An 18,414-nucleotide genomic window follows, 5' to 3' on the forward strand; every position below is an offset into this window, starting at 1 on the left:
CCAAACGCCCCGTCCTCGCGTTCCATTCGCGCCATGACAGATGAAATGATCCTGGTCGTGCGCCGTGCGCTCTTCGATGAACTCGGGGCCTTCCAAGGGCTGAATTTTGAAATCGACCGTTACCTCCCGGCGTTGCTCGCCCGGGAGAACAACTTTTTCACCCCGCGCCCCCCGGCGGAGACCGATCCGTCGCTGAAGCAGATCATTCCCTACGTGCTGCTCGTCCACGAAGGCCGTGTCCTGCATTATGTCCGCGGAAAAAAAGCCGGCGAACAGCGACTCGTGGCCAAGGGCAGCATCGGCATCGGCGGTCACATGAACGACCACGACGAAGGACTCTTCGCGCTCGATCGCGCCGCTTATGATGCCGCCGTCCAGCGCGAAGTCGGCGAGGAACTGAAGCTTGGCGCCCGCTACCAGAATCGCGCCGTCGCCCTGCTCAACGACGATTCGAACGACGTCGGTCGCGTGCATCTCGGCGTGGTCCACATCTTCCAGCTCGAAACACCGGACGTGCAAAAGGGCGAGGCCATGATCACCGAACTGCAATTCCTCGACCGCGCCCAACTCGCCGCGCGGCGCGACTCCATGGAGACGTGGTCGCAGATTTGCTTCGATCACCTCGACGAACTGCTCGCCGCCGCCGCACGCTGATCCGCGTTTTCGTTCCCCTCTATGGAAATCTTCTCCCGCATCCTGCAAGGCGCTGTGCAAGCCGGCGCGTCCGATGTCCATCTCAAGGTCGAGAGCCCGGTCATCTTCCGCATTACCGGTGATCTCGTGCCGGTGGAGGCCCCACTGCCCACCGCCGAATGGTTCACCGGCGTGCTGGCGAAGATCGTTCCCGACTATCTGCGCGTGAGACTCGAGCAGGATCACGAGGTGGATTTTGCTTACAGTCTGCCGGGAGTCGGCCGCTTTCGTATCAACGTCTACCAGCAGCGCAGCGGCTACGTCATGGCGCTACGCGTGGTGAAGGCAAAGGTGCGTCTCTTCGAGGAACTGCACCTCCCGCCGGTCATTCCGAAGATCGCCGAGGCGACCCACGGCATCGTCTTGATCACCGGCGCCACCGGTTCTGGCAAGTCGACCACGCTGGCCGCGATGATCGAGCACATCAATATCACCGCGAAGAAGCACATCATCACACTCGAGGATCCGATCGAGTTCATCTTCGAGGACAAGCAGTCGGTCATCGAACAGCGCGAAGTCGGTATCGATACAGGGACCTTCACCACGGGGCTGAAAAACGTGCTCCGGCAGGATCCCGACGTCATCGTCATTGGCGAAATGCGCGACAGCTCCAGCGTGACCGCGGCGATCAGCGCGGCCAACATCGGTCACCTCGTTGTCGCCACGCTGCACACCGTGGATGCGGCGAAATCGATCCAGCGCATTCTCGAATTCTTCCCCGGTCCGGATCGGGAGCCGACCCGCCAGCAACTTGCGACCACACTTCACTCCGTGGTTTGCCAACGTCTGGTGCGGACGCCGCAGAACGTGATCGTCCCAGCGGTGGAAGTACTGCTCAACACCGCCGCCGTCGCGAAGCTCATCCACGGCGGCAACCTCGACAAGATCATCGGCGCCATCGAACTGGGCACCGGCGACGGGATGCAGACCTTCGACCAGGCGCTCTACAACATGGCCAAGGCCGGCATCATCACTCCGGATGAAGCCATGGCCAATTCGCCCACCCCCGAGGCCCTCAAGATGCGCTTCCAAGGCGTGATTCTCAGCGAGAGCCGGCGGATTCTCAGCGCCCGCGGTTAGCAGTCTCTTAAGCCACCGCCCGGTCGCTTCCGGGCATCGACTTCCAGTCCGCCGAAAAGTCCACGTCCATTCCGTGGGCACGCAACGCGGCGAGGCAGATCGCCACCGGGGCGGACTTGGAACTTGATTCAGGCAGAGATCCAAAGCAAGCGTACCAGATCCCGCTCACGCACCGAATGTGCAACGGCTCCGAGTGTGGGCTGATCCGTTCCACCACTTCCCAAGCGAGCGCAAGGTCCGAAGAATAAGCACGAAACTCCTGCACCTCTTTCAACGCCGTGTTGGCCCGCGCATCCTCGGGAATGAACAACTGGAAATAGGGATCACGCATGGCCTCGAGCGCTTCTTCGATCGACTCGAAGCGCAGGCACGCGTGTTCCTCCTCCCAGAAAACCTGGGGGGCTTCCTTGGTCAAATACTTCCCGACCAAGGCATCCAATTCCTTCAAGCTCGCTACGCGTAGCTTGACATGGGCTTCATCGTTCCTCATGGGCAGAGTTCCGTTTGGCTTTTCCATCGCTATCCTGCCCAAGTCAATTTTTCAAAAGAAAAATTTAGGTGAACGTATTTTTTCTTAGCGCCGGCTCATTCGATAGAAGAGCCAGCCGCCGAAAACGACGCACAAAATGTTAGGCACCCACACGAGCTCTGCCGGGTGCCACTGCGGTTTTTCACGTACCGTATTCGCGATGATGATGAAGAAGTAATAGACCAGCGCCACGCAAAGACTGATGAGGAAGCCGATGGAGGTTTCCTTGCGGTGCGCGGTGATGGCCAGCGGCACGCCGACGAGCGCAAAGCAAATCGCGGCGAGGGAAAACGAATAGCGTTTATTGATTTCCGTGATCGTCGCCGAGTGCTGCTCGATGCGCTCCTTTTCAGTCATGGTCGACTCCGTCTTTTCGCTCAAATGATCGAGCAGGGCGCCGGTCGTCATGCTGGGCAGACCGCCCTTATGATATTTCTTATGCAGCTCCTCGAGGGAAATAGGGAGCGTGGCTTCCCGCATCGTGATCCCCTGCTTGATCTTGAGCAGATTCTCCACGTCGTCGTCATCGCGCGCCTCGTAGGTCGCATCGTAAATGTGCAACAACAACTGCTTCTTCTCCCCATCCGTCTCGATCAAGCCGCGGCGTGCGAAGATGACCTTCAGCAGCAGATTGTCGTCGTTCGATTCGTAGACCAGCAGGTTATGAAGCTCAGGCCCGTTGCTGCTCTCGAGGTAGATCTTTTTGTTAGGAAACGAATCGATCACCAGGTCCGCGCCGAACATGGCGAGCGGGTTGGTCACGGCGACGTTATAAAGCGCTTCCTTCATCTTCCCTTGGGCGCGGGGAGCGACGTCGATATTGATCCAGAAGCAGGTCGCCACGCAAGCCGCCGCGAGCAAAAACACGGTGTAACACAGCCGCGGAATGCTGACGCCGCTGGCCCGGAAGGCCACGAGTTCATGCTCGGCGGACAGGCGGCCAAAGACCAGCAGCACCGCAGTCAGGAATGCCCACGGGATGGTGAACGACAGCGAGAACGGCAGGATATACGAAAGGAAGCTCACGACCACTTCCAACGGCGTGTCGTTCTTCACCAGCAGATCGAGCAACTGCTTGAAGATATTGCCCAGCACGAGCACCACGCTCAGCACCGATACAGCCAGCGAGAATGTAACCAGCAGTTGCCCGCCGACGTAACGATCAATTAATTTCACAGACGGCCCATTCTTTGCCGCGCTTCATTACGATAGCAAGCAGTTTGCCCCACGAACGTGGCACCCTTGCTAGGATTCAGTCCTCGCCGGGGGCCCCGGGTGTCGTGCGCTTCAGCCGGCCTCAGCGAAACCGGTTCGGAGTCAATGCCCCCGGCGGCAATCGCGCGCCCGGCCCTCGACAGATCTCGCATCAAACCAATCCCGGCACACTCGTCGCCGTGCTGCTGCCAAATTGATCCGCTTCGACGTGCATCTTCTGCAGCATCTGCACGAAGAGATTGGAGAGCGGGGTGTTCTCCTTGGCGTCATAAGCGATGTGCTGGCCGTGCTTGAACCCACCCCCAGCGAGGAGGATCGGCAGGTTGTGCCAATCGTGGCTATTGGCGTTGCCGAGGTTGCTGCCGAAAAGTACCATGGTGTTGTCCATCAGCGGAGTGCCCGCCTCGGTCTTCTGCTTCAGGGCGTTGAAGAGCTTGTTCAGCGCGCCCATCTCGGCGGTCTCGATCAATTCCAGCTGCCGGATCTTTTCCGGGTCCTGGCCGTGATGGGAAAGATTGTGGTGATCCATCGAGACACCCTCGATCGGCGGAACGTCGCCGCGCCCTTGCACAAGAATGGTGATGAGCCGGGTGCTATCCGTCTGCACGGCCAGCGGCACGAGCTCGAAGATCAATTGCATGCGGCCGATGAGGTCCGCCTCGTTCTTGATATCCTCCGGTGGCTTCGCATCCACCTTCGGCTTGGGCTTCTTCGCCCAATCCTCAGTCTTCACGAGGCGCTGCTCCATCTCACGCACCGAGGTAAAATATTCGTCCAGCTTGTCGCGGTCTGCCGCGCCGACCCGCGCGCTGAAGCGCTTCGCCTCGTCGCTCACCGCGTCCATGATGCTCTGCCCTTCCCGCAGCTTGTGCATCTGCTGCTCCACCTCCCACGCGGAGCCTTCGATGAAGAGCTTCGCGAAAATCTTCGACGGAGACGAGTCGGCCGGAATCATCACGCCGCTGCGCGTGTAGCTCTGGCTGACGCCGCTCGTGCCCATGGTCAGCGACGGAAAACGCGTCTCGACGCCGATCTTTTCCGCCACAAACTGGTCAAGCGACATCGTATTGCGGAAGCCTCCGAGCCCGGGATGCCGCGCCGAGGTCAGCCACGTCATTTCCGAGGAGTGCCCATCCGCCCCCGCCTGGTCGGGATGGCAGAGCCCGGAGAAGACCGTGAACTCGTTCCGATGCTCCTTGAGGATATCGAGGTACTGCGTGGACGCGTAATCGCGCCCCGTTTCCTTTGGGAACAGCGCCGGGCCGTAAATGCCCAGGCTGGTGCATACCGCCACCAGACGCTTCGGAATCGCCGTCTCCGTCGCCCCCGCCCGCTGCGGCCACATGGCATCGAGAAACGGCAGTGCAAGCGCCACCCCGGTCCCACGGAGAAATGCCCGGCGGGAAATCGGCGCGGCAGGAACAGAAGAGAGGATCGGTTTCATTTGTTCAGGAAAAGAGGGCTTTCGGTAATTTGATGGATCAAGGTGCGCAGACCGCCACCCTCTTTCTGGGTGTTGGCCGCGATCTCCTCGACCGTGAAGCGGTCGGCAAATCCGATGCCCGCACCGGTCGAGTAAGTAACAAGATTACCGGCGAGCGCCTCGACAATTTGGTTCGGATTTTCCAGCAGCAGTTTTTTGAAGTCCTGGATATTGGCGAAAGGACGCCCATCCGCGAGTTCGCCATCGCACTGCACGGGCAGACCCACGTGCGCATAGAGACGGGGATCCGGACTGTCTTTCAAGGTGATCAGTTGCCCCTTGTCCTGCTGACGATACTTCTCGCGAAAGCCGCCGATGACATCGAAGGACTCCAGGGCGAAGCCGGGCGGATCGATGTGGCTGTGGCAGGCGGCGCACGTTTCGGAATTGCGATGCTTGGCCAACTGCTCGCGCACGGTCGTAGCGCCACGCGTGTCCGGTTCGATCGCGCCGATCCCTGGAGGTGGTGGCGGCGGCGGATCGCCGAGCAGCTTTTTCATGACCCATGCGCCGCGGCGGACGGGTGAAGTCGTCGTCCCATTGGCCGTGACCTTCAGCACGCTGGCCTGGGTCAGCAGACCGCCGCGCACGCTATCGGGCGGCAATGTCACCTTGCGAATCTCTTCTCCCTGGACGCCCGGTATGTCGTAGTGGGCGGCGAGGCGGCTGTTGAGCATGGCAAAGTTCGACTGCACGAAATTCGTGATCGGCAGATTCTCCTTCAGGATGTCGGCGAAAAAGCTCTCCGTCTCATCGACCATGGAATGGATGAGCAACTCATCCGCCTCGGGATAAAGCCGCTTGTCCGGAGTGGTGGCGTCGATGTTGCGCAGGTCGAGCCACTGGCCGGTGAAATCGTGGACGAAAGCCTGCGAACGCGGGTCGTTGAGCAGGCGCTCGACTTGCGCGTGGATCACGGAAGGTTGCGACAGCGTGTGATTGGCCGCGTGATTCAGCAGTTCCTCATCCGGCAAGGTGCTCCACAGGAAATAAGAAAGTCGCGAAGCCAGCGCGTAATCGTCCAACTTGCCCGCGCGTTCCTCGAAGAACAGGAACTGCGGCGCGGTGAGAATCGCCCGCAAGCCCACGCGCAAGGCGGGCACAAATTTGGCGCCACCGTCGAGTTCCGCATCGGTGAGCTGCTCGAAGCGGTCGATTTCGCCCGGATCGATCGGCCGGCGGAAGGCCCGCGCGGCAAAGGTCTCCAGCGCCTTGTGCGCTTCAGCCTTCGGATCCTCCGGCGCGATTTCATAGGCCACGTTCTTATTCTTGTTCTTGTGCTCGTCGAGCTTGGTCACTGGCGTATCGCCGACAACTTTGCCCACACTGCGTGGCGGCCATTCCGGTTCCAGCGGCCCTTCCATCTCCGCCCACTGCAGGGCCAGTCCCGGGGCCTTCAGCTCCTTCGGGCCGATGTTATACACGCCCTGCCCTTTTTCATCGACGCCGGTATAGGTTGGCTCGATCCGGATGTGCTGGTTCGCCGGAAGCTGCGCGACGATCTCGATCACACGCGGCTTGTCCGCCGAGATTTCATACCAGCCGATCAATTGCTTCTCCCGGTAGTTGTCCCGGTAGACTCGCATGGCAATCGTGTGCCCCACGCTCTGGTAGCCGTAGGCGCTGATGCGAATCTTGAACAACCCCGCCGGGTGCGAGCCCGTGCCCGCGACCGTAGCCGAAGGGTAACCGCGATCGAAATAGACCACCGCATCGGGCAGTTCGAGAAAGAGCACATGGTGGCCGCTCTTTGGATCCTTGGGATTCGAAAGCGTCCCCGGCGGCGTATCCAGGTTCTTGCGCACCTCCTTGTCCTCCTTGGGATTCCAGTGGACCTCCTTCGCAGCGGGCGCCGGGCCGAGCACGATGGCGGCGTCGAGCGCCACATCGGCGGCCTCGAGATACTTTTCCATCTGCAGCATCGAGAGGCGCAGGCCATCGGCCACGGTATCGAAGCCGTGCGCCGGCGTATCCGCCGGCAAAATATCGGCCAGCGGCGTATGGATGCCCAAAAGATCCTGCACCGTGCGCTCGTATTCCACGCGGTTCAGCCGGCGCAAGACCGTGCGGCCGCGCGACGCCTCACGCGCGAAATCGAAGCCGCGCAGATCGCCCCCGAGGCTGGCGAGAAAGGCCTTCGCCTCCTCCGGCTTCGGCTGCTCCTTCTTCTTTGGCGGCATCTCGCCGCGCGTCACGCGACGGTAGACCTTGGCCCATTCGTCAAAATTACCGGGCTGATCGAGGTGCCACGCCAACGCATCGAAATTCAAGCCGCCCTTCTTGCTCTCTGCGTCATGACAATCGGCGCAGTAATTCTCGAGAAACTCACTGCGCGCGGTGGCGGCATGAACGGAGCCGGCAGCGAGCAGAAGCAGGGCAAGGAGGGAAAGGCGCTTCATTCTGGAAAGCGGTCATACTAAACGCTTTCGGCCTTGGCCTCAACCGGTCTTGTGGACCCGGTATTGGGGACCGGCTCGTTCATTTTCGTCGTCCGGTTGCCGCCAAACCAGCTCCGCCAGCCTTCCGTCAATTCCAGCAGGAGCCATTGCGCCACGGTAGCAGCAATCCGCGGGAGATCCCTCGGACTGATCGAAAAGCTCTGAAACAGAAACTGCTGCCGCGAATTGCCTCGTCCCCACACGCGGCGTTCCCGGCGTTTCCGCGCCATAGCGGCAAAGCGCGCATTGTAGAAGCGCATGAAGTGATACACCGGCGTGGAGACCGGCACCGAAAAGGGTGGCAGTGAGAGGATGCTTGCGCCGTATTTGAACGGTTGCGAGACGATGCCGAGGTAATACAGCCCCAGATCCATCCGGAAGGCCAGGTGCATGAGGTCGTATTCGCCGAGGTATTCGTACTTGTCCTTGTAGATCGCTTCGAACCAGCGCCGATAACTCTGCGTAAACCTGGCATTGTGCTGCTCGAGCAGCGGCGCCAGCGCCTCCCCTCGCTGCTGCGCGGCGATCAGTGCCGCCGTGGCGGTGGAGGTGAAGGAAATGACATCCATCCCCGGGCTGTAGAGTGGGTCGAGGAACGCCGCGGCATCGCCGACCAGCGCGAAGCCATCGCCGGCAAAAGTGCGGCTATGGTAGGCGAGATTTTTCCGCCAATGCACATCGCCCTCGATCCATTCCGCCTCGCTGAGCATCTCCCGGGCGACCGGGTGCTGCGCAAGGAATTCATGGATGCGATCGCCCAGCTTTTTGGCCTCGCTCTGGGGGAATTTCACCAGGCGCTGATCGAAAACCACGCCGACGCTCACGTCCCCGCCCTTCAGCGGAATCCACCAACTCCACCAGCCATCGCCCACGATATGATTCGTCGCCGTATTGCGCGAGCCGAGGCAACGCTGGGCCCACATGGGAAAACGCTCCGAAAGATCGCGCCCATCCCAATCCTTCACGCCCCGCCAGCGCGCCCAGGCGGCCGCGGTTGGGTGCTCGGTATTCGGCACCAGCCAGCCTTCCTGCCGGGCCAGCATGGCGGCCGCGCCGGAAGCATCCACCACCCAGCGGCAGCGGATCGTCTCGATCCCGTCGGCCGTTTTCACATCGACTTCCTGTTCGCCACCGGGCGAAAGACGCACCGCGGTCACTTGGGCCGGACGCCGCAGTTCCACCCCGCCGGCCACCGCGCGCTGCAAAAGCTCTTCATCCACCACCGAACGGTCGAGCTGCCAGGAAGGCAGGCGCACATGGTATTTCGGGCCGATCTCGCTGGAATCCTCCAGGGATTGGGTCTGCCCATTGGCAAACCAGAAGCGCATGCCCTGCTTGATGAGGTGCTCGTTGTTCAGATGGCTGGCCAAGCCCATGACCCGCCCCAGAAAGTAACCACTGATCTCGACCGTCGCCTCCCCTACCCGGCGGGTAAAATGCGCCGCCCGCTCAATGATGAGGATGCGCAGGTTCGGGGATTCGCGGCGCAAAAGGGTCGCGGTGGCGGCCCCAGAGAGCGAGCCGCCGATGATGACGACGTCATAAGACATGATGATGGGCGAATTTGCGCCGCCTGGCGTATTCCGCCAATGCAAATTATCGGGGTTCACAGAGATACGAGGGGAGTGCTCCGGCGGTGAGGTGGGCGGAGCACGGAGCCGAAGAAGCCGGCCGCGGCTGAAAATAATTATTCGATTGCACCGGCAGGGCTTCCCGTCCGAACCTCCGCGCTCCCATTTTCATGCGTTCGTTGCTCCCCTTCCTTTGCCTGTTTTGCGCCTGGCCTGCCCTGGCCGCCGAACCGCTCGATATGACCCCGGTCAAGAAGTGGCTCGCCAAGCAGGAGGACCTTCACTCCGTCCAGGCCGATTTCACCCAGACCCGCGCCCTGCGCGCCCTGCGCAGCCCCATCGCCACGCCGGGCCACATGTGGTTCGGGATGCCCGATTCCCTCCGCTGGGAGCTCGGCGAGCCCGCCAAGACCATCGTCATCCGCAAGGGCGACACCTATTACCTCATCCAACCCGCCAGGAAGAGGGCCGAGCGCTACAAAGCCGACTCCATCGCCAAAAAAGGGGGCGCGATGGGCTTCGCGATGATCAATTTCCCGATCGCCAAGGATTTCGCCGATTTCAACCGCCAATTCGAAACGCTCTCGGTGACCGTGACGGACGACCATTGCCATCTCGAGATCCTCCCGCGCGATGCCCAGGCGAAAAAAATGCTCCAGGCGATCAAGTTCGATTTCGATACCACCACCGGGCATCTCCTCTCCTTCGAGATGGCCACGCGTGACGGCTCCTCCATGCGCAGCGATTTCACCAACGTGCGCATGAACCAAAAGATCGACCGGCACGTGTTCGATTACGATTTCACGGGTTACGAGGTGGTCGATGGAAAAAACTAAGCCTCGCTGGATCGCCATCATCATCGCGCTGCTCGTCTTCACCGGCGCCGGGCTTTCGCGCATCAGTTTCAACGTCGACATCCTCAAGCTGCTGCCCACGCATCTGCCGCAGGTCAAAGGGCTCTCGCTTTTTCTCAAACATTTCTCCCAGCCAAAGGAACTGATCGTCACTGTCGAGGCGCCCACTTCGGAACTCGCCGAGTCGACGGCGGACGCGCTCGCCGACGCCTTCTCGAAACATCCCGATCTCGTCCAGCGCGCGGTCGCCCGGGCGCCTTGGGAGAAACGCCCCGCCGATCTCTCCGAACTCCTCGCCTTCCTCGTCCTCAACCAGCCGCCGGAGAAAATCCGCGCGCTGGTCAACAGCCTGTCGCCCGAACAAGCCGACGCCACGCTCAAGTCCAGCGTGGAGAAACTCGGCGAATCCATCTCCCCGCAGGAAGTGGCGCTGCTCAGTTACGATCCCTACAATGTCGCCGGCGCGCTTGGCGACCTCGGTTCCTTCGCCGGCACCGCGCAGCAATCGGAATTCTCTTCCGCTGACGGCACCTTCCGCGTGCTTTACGTCGTCTCGGCGCACAATTTCCCGAACTACAAGGCGGCCATCGCGTGGGTGAACCAGATCAAGCAAATCGCCCACGCCACGGTCACCGATTCCGCGATCCACCTCGGCTTCACTGGCGAACCCGCGTTCGTGGCCGATATCTCCGGCAGCATGGAATGGGACATGACCTCCTCCGGCTTCGTCACCCTGCTCGTCATCGCGCTCATCTTCTATCTCTGCTACCGGCGCGCGCGGCCGCTCATGGAGCTGCAGGCGATGCTCGTGCTCATCTTCACGCTCTCGCTCGCCGCCGCGGGACTCTTCCTCAGCCAGCTCACCGTCATCGGCGTGGGTTGCGCGGCGATCATGATCGGGCTGAGCGTGGACTACGGTTACTTCGTTTATCAACGCTCGCTCCATCACCGCGGCACCGTCGGCGAATTGCAGCGGCAATGCGTGCAAAACATCGCGTGGACCTCGGGCACGACCGCGGCGGTTTTCTTCGCGCTCAATTTCAGCAGCCTCCCCGGGCTGTCGCAGCTCGGCAATCTCGTGGGTATCGGTGTCGTCTTCGGCGCGATCGTCATGCTCACGATCTATGCGCGACTTACCATGCGCTTTCATCGCAGTCAGGAAGGTCGCCCGCCCTCGATCATCGAGCGTCTCTTCGTCACGCCGGGTTTTTGGCGCAAGGGCGCGATTCTCACCGCGGTGATCGTTTTCTTCCTGCTCGGCGTGCTGGCCGTGAAAGGTCTGCCGCAGCCCGATTTCTCCGCGCGCACGTTGCGCCCGCGCAAAAGCGAAGCCTATGTCGCGCTCGATCGCCTCTACGCGCGGCTCACCGACGATCGCGACATGCTCAGTCTCGTGGTCGCCGGCAAGGACGAAGCCGAAGTGCTCAAACGCCTGCGCCTGGCCGAGAACAGCCTCTCCGCCGCCGAGGCACGCGGCGAGGTGAAGAGCTTCCGCACCGCGCTCCCGCTTTGGCCAGCCGTTGGAAATCAGCGCGCCAATCTTCCGCTGCTCGCGCCGCTGGCCAAAGAAATTCCGCGCCTGCGCGAACGCGCCGTGGCGGCGGGTTTCAAGGACGAGGCGTTCGTCCTCGATGAAGCGATCTTCCAGCAATGGGCCGCGTGGGCGAATGTGCCGACGCCGCTCTGGCCGACGAATGACACCAGCCGCTGGATCTTCCGCCGTGTGGCCAGCCACGAAGGCGATCAACTGCTCGCGCTCGGCATGGTCACACCCATGCCCGGCCACGAGGACGCATTAACCGCGGCGGTACAGAGTGAGGGCACGTGGCTCGTGAGTTGGAATCAGCTCGGGCGCGAATTGCGGCACGTCATCCCGTGCGAGTTTGGACACGTGATCATGGCGCTCAGCGCGATCGTCATCTTGCTGCTCATCATCGCCTTTCGCAGCATTCGCGCGGTCGCGCTCTTTGTCCTCACCACAGCGCTCGTCCTGGCCTGCCTGGCCGGCGCGATGTCGCTCCTCGGCATGGGCTGGAATTTCTTCAACCTCGCCGCGCTGCTCCTGCTCCTCGGCACCGGCACCGATTACAGCATCCTTCTGCTCCTCGCCATGAAGCGCAACGGCGGCGACGCCCCCGCCGCACAACGCGAACTCGGCCTGGTCATTTGTCTCTGCGCCTTCTCCGCCTCCGCGGGCTTCGGCACGATCAGTTGGGCCAATCACATCGGCCTCGCCAGCCTCGGCCAGACCTGCGCGCTGGGCCTCGTGCTCGATGCGCTCATTTCGCTTTTCCTGCTGCCGCGGGTGTGGGCCTGGATTCACCCGCATGCGCGCGCGGTGGAAGAGATGCCGCGGTAGTTCCCGAAAACGCAGAGCCGATATTCGCGCTGCGCACACGGCACGATGCGCGAAGCGCCCCCAAAAAAGGCCGTCATCCTGAGCGGAGCGGGGAAGCACGGGCGGAGTCGAAGGACCTCCAATTTCTGCGGGTTTTCGAGCGGACTGCTTGCGAGATTCGGGACACCCATGCTTCGCAAATTATGGCGCGACGAGCGATGACGGGCGCGTAAATGCCCGCCAAGCCGTATGGCTCCGCACGAAAACCCTCGGAAGTCAGAGGTCCTTCGACTCCGCCCATGCTTCCCCGCTTCGCTCAGGATGACCGCTTTTTTTGGGGCGCTGCGCGCAGCCACGCCGAGCGCTCCGGGATGACATCGCGTGATTACCCCGGCGCGCGGAAGACGAAGAAATGGCTATTAAATGGCGTGCGGCCCCAGAGCGGATAGGTCTCGCAGGTAAACCCGCGTTCCCGGAATGGCGCGGCGATCTCCTCACCTGTCGCGTAATGCCGCACGCTCGATTTCATCCACGAACTCGCGCGCAGCAAAAACTCCTGCACCTGCGTAACGCGAAACCGCCAATTCGTATCCCGTGGCGTGGCGCGGATGAGGCAGAGCGCACCCGGCGCGACGTGGCCGATCAGACGCTTCAGCAACTCCGTCTGCCGTTCGGCCGGCAGATAATGCAGCACATCGAAAAGCACGACGTGCCCGCGAAAATCTCCGGTCGAAAGCACGTCGCCTACTTTGAATTGAATATCCGCATACGCCCGCCCAGCGATGTGCTGCGCCTTGGCGATTTTCCCCGCATCGAAATCGACACCCAAGAGCGGCGGCCGAAAGCCACGCTCGCGCGCGTAGAATTCAAACAACCCAATCCCGCAACCGACATCCAACACCGGCAGCGGCGAATCCTTCAGCAGATCAAACGCCGCCGCGAAGACCGGATCGCGGCGCAACTTGCCCCGCGCGTAGCCTTGCAGCCACCGCCCTTCGAAGTGTTCGGCGATGCGTTCGGCGATCACACCTCAACGAATGGCCAATTCCACCGGATTCGATTTCCGGATGCCGTGGCGCGCCATGAATTTGATGAAGCCACGCGAAAAAACCGACGTGGTCGTCGCCCCCGCGGCCATGGAAGCGATGAGGCGGTTGACGTGATACTTGATCGTGTCGCTTATTTTGCCCGGATACGTCCGTTCGAAATACGCGCCGGTGTGATACATCGCGAACATCCGCCCGTCGTAGAAGTATTGGACGAGATCCATCCACGCCTTGATGAGCTTGCGCATCTCGCGCGTGTAAGCAGGCAGATTGTCGAGATTCTCGGTGAGCACTTCGGCGGAACGCAGCGCCAGCCACATTCCCGGCGAAAGCATCGGGTCGACGAAGCCAAACGCGTCTCCCGTCATCACCCAACCGGGCCCATGGCCGCGCTCGGAGACAAGCTGGTAGTTCGTATAAACGGCCACTTCGCTGATGCGCCGGCGATTTTTGCCCGCGTCGGAAAGCTGCGAATCGCGATCGATCGCCGCCTCGAGCCGTTCCTCCGGCGTGGCGCCAAGTTGCGCGGCGTCATCCTTGTTCAGGACGATGCCCACCGACATGCAATCGCGCAGCGGAATGCGCCAGCTCCAGCCCGCGTGATCCATGCGGCCGATGACCACCTGCCCCTCGATAGGGTGCGCGGCGACACCCTCGTAGTGCGCAAAATAAGCAACGTCCCTGCGCGGGCCGACCTCGGCGGGAATCTCCAGCGTGCGCGCGAAGAGCCGCGCGCGCCCCGTGGAATCGACGAGCAGATCGGGCTGCCGGCCATTCAGCCACGGCGCCGCTGCGAGCGTTTCGTCGGCGAGCTTGAGGCCATCCTGGCCCACACGCTCGACCTTGGCGCGCACCCTGGCGCGCTTCGCGCCGAGCTCATCCGCGCGCTCGTCGAAAAGCCGGTCGAGCGCGGGCCGCGGTGAATTGTAGGAATACGTCGGGAGAACGCCCTCCACGGAATCGAAACAAAAATCGATCGCCTGGTCGCGGCCGAAGGTAAAGGTGACGCCGGGCTTGTGCTGGCAGATCGCCGCCACGCGTTCCTCCAAGCCCAACTTGCGCATCACCGGAATGATGGAAGGGATGAGCGATTCGCCGACGATGAGATCGGGCCGGCGGCCGTCGTCGAAAATGGTCACGTCCACGCCCTTCAGCGCAAGGAGCGACGCGAGGGTCGCACCCGAGGGGCCACTGCCGACGATACCGACGGTTTTGATTTGCTGCTTCATCTTTGGATTTTGCCGCTGGGCGTGAGCGGCACGCTCTCGACCAGCTTGAATTCGACGGGCACTTTATACCGCGCCAGGGCACCCCGGCAATAGGACGCCAGGGCGGAAATCTTCGGCGGATTCGCCGGGTCGCGCGGGACGATTTCCGCCACCGGCACGGCGCCGAAACGTGGGTTCGGTTTGCCGGTGACGCGGGCGCGTTTCACTTCGGGGACTTCGCACAAGATCGCCTCGATTTCCTCGGGAAAACATTTTAGTCCCGCGACATTGATCACCGAATGGCTGCGTCCGAGGAGATGGATGTCGCCGTCTTCATCGATGCGCGCGAGATCACCGGTGCGGAACCAGCCCTGTTCGAGCACCTCCACGCGTGGACGCCACGGATGCAGATAGGCGTCGAACATGCCCGGACCGCGCAGAAAAAGTTCCCCCTCCCCGCGCACTTCCGCGCGATAGTCGGGCAACGGGCAACCGACCGAAGTCGGCTTTTCGCGCGGGCGCTGGAGATTCAACAGAGGCAGACCAACCTCGATGATCCCCAGTCCCTGGCAGAGCGGCAGCCCGAAGCGCTGGGCAAACACTTCCGCAGTGCCCGGGGGCAGCGCCGCGGCGGTAGAGACGGCGAGGCGCAGCGTCGGCCACGCGCGACCGGAGCCTTCCGAGGCGAGCAGCGCGTGATGAAACGGCGCGCCGTAAAGCACCGTGCCGCCATGCCGCGTAGCCGCGGTCAGCACGTCCTCCGCGAGGTGCGAATTTTCGATGATCGTCGTCGCGCCGTGCAGCAGATAAAGCATGATCGACACGGCAAAGTGATGGGCCATCGGCAGAATCCACACGATGCGATCCGCCGGGCCGATCCCCAGTCCGCGGTTCGCCGCCGTCACCCGCGCGAGGAGGCTTTCGTGCGAGAGCACCACGCCTTTGCTCGTGCCCGTAGTGCCGGAACTGAAGCGAATGAAAGCGGGATTCAGCGCCGCAAGCGCTGCTTGATCGAAGCCGAGATCCGGCGCGACCGGCACCTCGCGAATCTCTCCATTCCCATCGACAATCGCCCCGACACCGGTCTCACGAACCACCCGCTCACGCTCCCGGGCCGACAGCTCGCCAGCAATCGGCACCAGGCATTTCCCTGTGCGGACGATCGCGAGGGCGAGCACCACGTGAGCGATGCCATTCGGGCAATCGAGCCCCACGCGCATGGCACGCGAGGTGGCGATGCGTTGCGCCGCGGCATCGGTCATTTCGATGAGGCGGCCGTAGGTCACTTCCTGCCCTTCGCCGATCAGCGCGATGGCCTTTCGATCGGCGTCCCGAAAAATCCGTTCAACTATGTTCATGAGCAATCTTCTCGCGGGCTGCGTTCACCGCCGCCGCGTCACATGCACCGTGGAGAACTTTCAACGCAGCGGCAAGTCCCGCAGCTTCGCCCGTGGCCAGACACGTGCCGATGACCCGCACGGAAGCCTGCGCTTCGTGGCTGCAGGAAATGCAACGGCCCGCCATGAGGAGCGCATCGTCATCGCGCGCTTGCAGCGCCCGCAATGGAATGCCGCACGGTTCTTCGCCGGTCGGAAAGCGCAGGCGCGGGCCGGTCGCGGTCTCGCGCAATTCCATCGGCCAGGCGGCGAAAGCCACGGCGTCCTCGAATTGCGCACCGGTCTCGATGTCCACCGCTTCGAGCCGGTAACGTCCGACAATACGCCGGCTTTCCCGCACTCCGGGCGCGAGCGGGCCAGGTCGCGATGTAGCTTTTCTCCAATCCATCGACCGCCTTTAGAAATGCCGCCAATTGCCGGGCCACCGCGCGACCTTCGCTTTCCAGGCGCGAGAGACAGCCCGCTTCCAGCGGATTGAAATCCGGCCCACCTTCGAGATCGATCGTCACGAATACTTCTCCCACCTGTGGACTCTCGCGCAAATGCGCGCCCAGCGCGGCATTCGGAAGCGCCCCCGCCTTCACGGCTTGGGAAATCTGCCGCGCGATCCGCAACCGCGCATCGTCGCCGAGCTGGCCAGCTTCAACTCCACCGAGCGCGAAAATATAGGCGGGCCGTTGCAATCGCGCGGTCTCCATCTCGCACGGCGCACCGCGCAAAGCCGCGAGCACGGCATCGCCCGTGGCATCGACAAAAAGCTTCGCCCCGATCCTTTCCGCACAACCGCGCCAGGCCAGCGTGATCGAATCTCCATCCGCCGCCACGATCTCCGATTGCAGACGCACTTCCAAATTCGGCGTCTCGCGCGCAATGGCATCGCACAGGGCGGCAAACACCACTGGTCGCTGCAGCAGCACCTCTACGCGCCCCATGCGCACCGGATCACTGGCGCCGCCCTCCGCTACCAAACGCCGCGCAAATTCCGCGGCAAAGCCGGCATTCGCCAGCACCGGTGCGCTGTCACCTTTCGGCAATCGGTAAAGCCCGCAAATCGAGTGCACTAGTGCCGCCGATGCCATCCCCCCCAACAGCCCATTCCGCTCCACGAGCAAGGTCTTCACGCCCAACCGCGCCGCTGCCACCGCGGCTGCCAGTCCCGCACTTCCACCGCCGGCCACGACGACGTCGAAGTTCATGGGATGAGGTCCGGTCGCGGTTCGCCGAAGAGATCCTCCATCGTCTGCTCCAGCATCAACCGGCGTTCTTCATCCGACAAACAGCCTTCGCGCCACGTCAGTGTGATATTCACCTGTCCTTCTCGCTCGCAGAAAAACAGCCCTGTGCCGGGCGGCGTCGCCAGGCACGGCAGGTGATAGGCATTGGTGATCTTCGCCCCCGCGAACTCGATCATCTCCGGCGCAAACGCGCCGGTGTGAGAATGGAAAAACGAGCACATCTCGCCCTTAAACTGCCACCGGACGACCTTCATGAACATCCAGGAAGGCAGCCGCATCATCATTTCCAGCACCACAAGAAACGACTCGTCCAACCGGCCACGGGTCATCTCGGCGAATTGCTGCTTCATCGCCGCGGTCGCCGCCTCGATCGTCCCCAGCGCCTCGCGCACCGCGCTGAAAAAGAAGATCGAGACCTGATTGTGAAACAGCGGCCCGCGCGCCCCGCGCTTCCGTGTCTGCACCGGCACGCTGACCACATAGCCCTTGTGCTGCTTCCCGCGATGCTGGAACACGCGATCGTGCGCCCGCGCGGCGCAGGCGACGTAAAAAGTCATGGGAAACAGTGCCCCGGCCATCCCTTCGACGCGCGCATTCAGCTTCGCCGAATCCTCTGCGCTGAGGGTGATCACCTGGTAGTGTCCCCGCCCCCGGCGCGGTCGCGGTCCCGCCAGCGAAGGCGCGCCGATCTTGGCCAAATCTTCCAGCCGATAGACCGCTGCCTTGGTCTTCTTGATCTTCTCCTGGAAGGTCATCTCCGGCCTCACCGGCTCCTTCACATCACACGGTTCGTCCACACCGTCGCAAAGCCGGCCGATTTCCGCGAGGAGCAACTCCGCGCCCTTGCCATCGATGAGCAAATGCGACCACGACAGCGCCGCACAACAACCCCCATCCCGGCCTTCCACGATGTCGAGCCGGGCCTTGAAGTGAATCCCCTCCACCTCCAGCGGTTGGGTCATGATGTCCTGCAGCAGTTCCATCGTCTTCGCCACTTCCGTAGCCTCGGTCAGAACGCCCGCCGAACCACGTTCGCGCCAAAGCCCGAGTGGCAGGCCACGATCCGGAGCCGTGGGCACTTCCCAATACGGCAGCCACGTCTTCCAATCGCGCCGCAGCCGCCCGACAAGTAGCGGGTGCTTCTTCACTAGCCGAGCCAGAGCCGGGCGCAACCGCGCCACATCGGGCAAGCGGTCGAGCTCAATGATCGACTGGGTGATGTGCCGTCCCTGACGGGTCCGGCGCATAAAATCGTCGTGCGCGAGAAGAAAGCAATCCGCCACGCGGACGGGCACCCGCGTCACGCCACTGTCGGCGGTAGCCATTC

The 18,414-nt window shown here is 62.4% G+C and carries 14 protein-coding genes and 1 pseudogene; 4 read left to right on the forward strand and 11 right to left on the reverse strand.

Features of this window, described 5'->3' with window-relative positions; genetic code table 11:
• Positions 1-33: 33 nt before the first annotated feature.
• Together CFE428DRAFT_RS04430 and CFE428DRAFT_RS04435 are read left to right on the forward strand one after the other, a co-directional pair.
• A complete protein-coding gene (locus CFE428DRAFT_RS04430; RefSeq protein ID WP_006978248.1) occupies positions 34-654 on the forward strand; it encodes a hypothetical protein in 621 nt (206 codons plus the stop codon).
• 21 nt (positions 655-675) lie between these two features.
• Positions 676-1,773 carry a type IV pilus twitching motility protein PilT gene (locus CFE428DRAFT_RS04435; RefSeq protein ID WP_006978249.1) on the forward strand — a complete coding sequence of 366 codons (1,098 nt, stop codon included), beginning with the start codon at positions 676-678 and terminating at the stop codon, positions 1,771-1,773.
• A gap of 7 nt (positions 1,774-1,780) precedes the next feature.
• Here CFE428DRAFT_RS04435 and CFE428DRAFT_RS04440 read toward each other — a convergent pair whose 3' ends face one another.
• From CFE428DRAFT_RS04440 to CFE428DRAFT_RS04460, 5 genes are all read right to left on the reverse strand, one after another.
• Entirely contained in the window at positions 1,781-2,263 is a 483-nt protein-coding gene (locus tag CFE428DRAFT_RS04440; protein WP_131989094.1) for a BC1872 family protein, read from the reverse strand.
• Between the two features lie 84 nt (positions 2,264-2,347).
• Positions 2,348-3,478, reverse strand: a complete 1,131-nt coding sequence (locus CFE428DRAFT_RS04445; protein WP_006978251.1) for an LptF/LptG family permease — start codon at positions 3,476-3,478, stop codon at positions 2,348-2,350.
• Positions 3,479-3,668: 190 nt separating this feature from the next.
• Complete coding sequence (locus CFE428DRAFT_RS04450; protein ID WP_006978252.1) at positions 3,669-4,961, reverse strand: DUF1552 domain-containing protein; 1,293 nt, start codon at positions 4,959-4,961, stop codon at positions 3,669-3,671.
• The gene (locus CFE428DRAFT_RS04455; RefSeq protein WP_006978253.1) at positions 4,958-7,399 is read right to left on the reverse strand and encodes a DUF1592 domain-containing protein; all 2,442 of its coding nucleotides are present in this window, start codon (positions 7,397-7,399) and stop codon (positions 4,958-4,960) included. The genes CFE428DRAFT_RS04450 and CFE428DRAFT_RS04455 overlap by 4 nt, the downstream gene beginning before the upstream one ends.
• A 17-nt stretch (positions 7,400-7,416) precedes the next feature.
• Complete coding sequence (locus CFE428DRAFT_RS04460) at positions 7,417-8,988, reverse strand: NAD(P)/FAD-dependent oxidoreductase (RefSeq protein ID WP_006978254.1); 1,572 nt, start codon at positions 8,986-8,988, stop codon at positions 7,417-7,419.
• A 191-nt stretch (positions 8,989-9,179) separates the two neighbouring features.
• On the opposite strand from CFE428DRAFT_RS04460, the gene CFE428DRAFT_RS04465 reads away from it, so the two are divergent.
• A complete protein-coding gene (locus CFE428DRAFT_RS04465) occupies positions 9,180-9,845 on the forward strand; it encodes a LolA family protein (protein ID WP_006978255.1) in 666 nt (221 codons plus the stop codon).
• Positions 9,832-12,222: an MMPL family transporter gene (locus CFE428DRAFT_RS04470; protein WP_006978256.1), complete on the forward strand. Its 2,391-nt coding sequence runs from the start codon at positions 9,832-9,834 to the stop codon at positions 12,220-12,222. The genes CFE428DRAFT_RS04465 and CFE428DRAFT_RS04470 overlap by 14 nt, the downstream gene beginning before the upstream one ends.
• A 364-nt stretch (positions 12,223-12,586) precedes the next feature.
• Here the strand turns inward: CFE428DRAFT_RS04470 and CFE428DRAFT_RS04475 are convergent, their stop codons facing one another.
• The 6 genes and pseudogenes from CFE428DRAFT_RS04475 to CFE428DRAFT_RS04500 all read right to left on the reverse strand — a co-directional run bounded on the left by CFE428DRAFT_RS04475 (position 12,587) and on the right by CFE428DRAFT_RS04500 (position 18,412).
• Complete coding sequence (locus tag CFE428DRAFT_RS04475; RefSeq protein ID WP_006978258.1) at positions 12,587-13,228, reverse strand: class I SAM-dependent methyltransferase; 642 nt, start codon at positions 13,226-13,228, stop codon at positions 12,587-12,589.
• Positions 13,229-13,231: 3 nt separating this feature from the next.
• Positions 13,232-14,476: an NAD(P)/FAD-dependent oxidoreductase gene (locus CFE428DRAFT_RS04480; protein WP_006978259.1), complete on the reverse strand. Its 1,245-nt coding sequence runs from the start codon at positions 14,474-14,476 to the stop codon at positions 13,232-13,234.
• Positions 14,473-15,813, reverse strand: coding sequence for a class I adenylate-forming enzyme family protein (locus tag CFE428DRAFT_RS04485; RefSeq protein WP_006978260.1), 1,341 nt, complete (start codon positions 15,811-15,813; stop codon positions 14,473-14,475). The genes CFE428DRAFT_RS04480 and CFE428DRAFT_RS04485 overlap by 4 nt, the downstream gene beginning before the upstream one ends.
• A complete protein-coding gene (locus CFE428DRAFT_RS04490) occupies positions 15,800-16,240 on the reverse strand; it encodes an FAD-dependent oxidoreductase (RefSeq protein ID WP_006978261.1) in 441 nt (146 codons plus the stop codon). The genes CFE428DRAFT_RS04485 and CFE428DRAFT_RS04490 overlap by 14 nt, the downstream gene beginning before the upstream one ends.
• A gap of 22 nt (positions 16,241-16,262) precedes the next feature.
• Positions 16,263-17,048 (reverse strand): annotated as a pseudogene (locus CFE428DRAFT_RS40910) (FAD-dependent oxidoreductase); the annotation flags it as partial.
• Positions 17,045-18,412, reverse strand: a complete 1,368-nt coding sequence (locus tag CFE428DRAFT_RS04500; RefSeq protein ID WP_006978263.1) for a hypothetical protein — start codon at positions 18,410-18,412, stop codon at positions 17,045-17,047. The gene CFE428DRAFT_RS04500 and the pseudogene CFE428DRAFT_RS40910, both read right to left, overlap by 4 nt.
• Between the last annotated feature and the right edge of the window lie 2 nt (positions 18,413-18,414).

It is taken from the genome of Chthoniobacter flavus Ellin428, from assembly GCF_000173075.1.
Lineage (GTDB): Bacteria > Verrucomicrobiota > Verrucomicrobiia > Chthoniobacterales > Chthoniobacteraceae > Chthoniobacter > Chthoniobacter flavus.

Bases quoted from the DNA above. Each gene is read 5' to 3' on its own strand.
- CFE428DRAFT_RS04430 (WP_006978248.1), top strand. From the start codon at position 34: ATGACAGATGAAATGATCCTGGTCGTGCGCCGTGCGCTCTTCGATGAA.
- CFE428DRAFT_RS04435 (WP_006978249.1), top strand. From the start codon at position 676: ATGGAAATCTTCTCCCGCATCCTGCAAGGCGCTGTGCAAGCCGGCGCG.
- CFE428DRAFT_RS04440 (WP_131989094.1), bottom strand. From the start codon at position 2,263: ATGAGGAACGATGAAGCCCATGTCAAGCTACGCGTAGCGAGCTTGAAG.
- CFE428DRAFT_RS04450 (WP_006978252.1), bottom strand. From the start codon at position 4,961: ATGAAACCGATCCTCTCTTCTGTTCCTGCCGCGCCGATTTCCCGCCGG.
- CFE428DRAFT_RS04455 (WP_006978253.1), bottom strand. From the start codon at position 7,399: ATGAAGCGCCTTTCCCTCCTTGCCCTGCTTCTGCTCGCTGCCGGCTCC.
- CFE428DRAFT_RS04460 (WP_006978254.1), bottom strand. From the start codon at position 8,988: ATGTCTTATGACGTCGTCATCATCGGCGGCTCGCTCTCTGGGGCCGCC.
- CFE428DRAFT_RS04465 (WP_006978255.1), top strand. From the start codon at position 9,180: ATGCGTTCGTTGCTCCCCTTCCTTTGCCTGTTTTGCGCCTGGCCTGCC.
- CFE428DRAFT_RS04470 (WP_006978256.1), top strand. From the start codon at position 9,832: ATGGAAAAAACTAAGCCTCGCTGGATCGCCATCATCATCGCGCTGCTC.
- CFE428DRAFT_RS04480 (WP_006978259.1), bottom strand. From the start codon at position 14,476: ATGAAGCAGCAAATCAAAACCGTCGGTATCGTCGGCAGTGGCCCCTCG.
- CFE428DRAFT_RS04485 (WP_006978260.1), bottom strand. From the start codon at position 15,813: ATGAACATAGTTGAACGGATTTTTCGGGACGCCGATCGAAAGGCCATC.
- CFE428DRAFT_RS04490 (WP_006978261.1), bottom strand. From the start codon at position 16,240: ATGGATTGGAGAAAAGCTACATCGCGACCTGGCCCGCTCGCGCCCGGA.
- CFE428DRAFT_RS04500 (WP_006978263.1), bottom strand. From the start codon at position 18,412: ATGGCTACCGCCGACAGTGGCGTGACGCGGGTGCCCGTCCGCGTGGCG.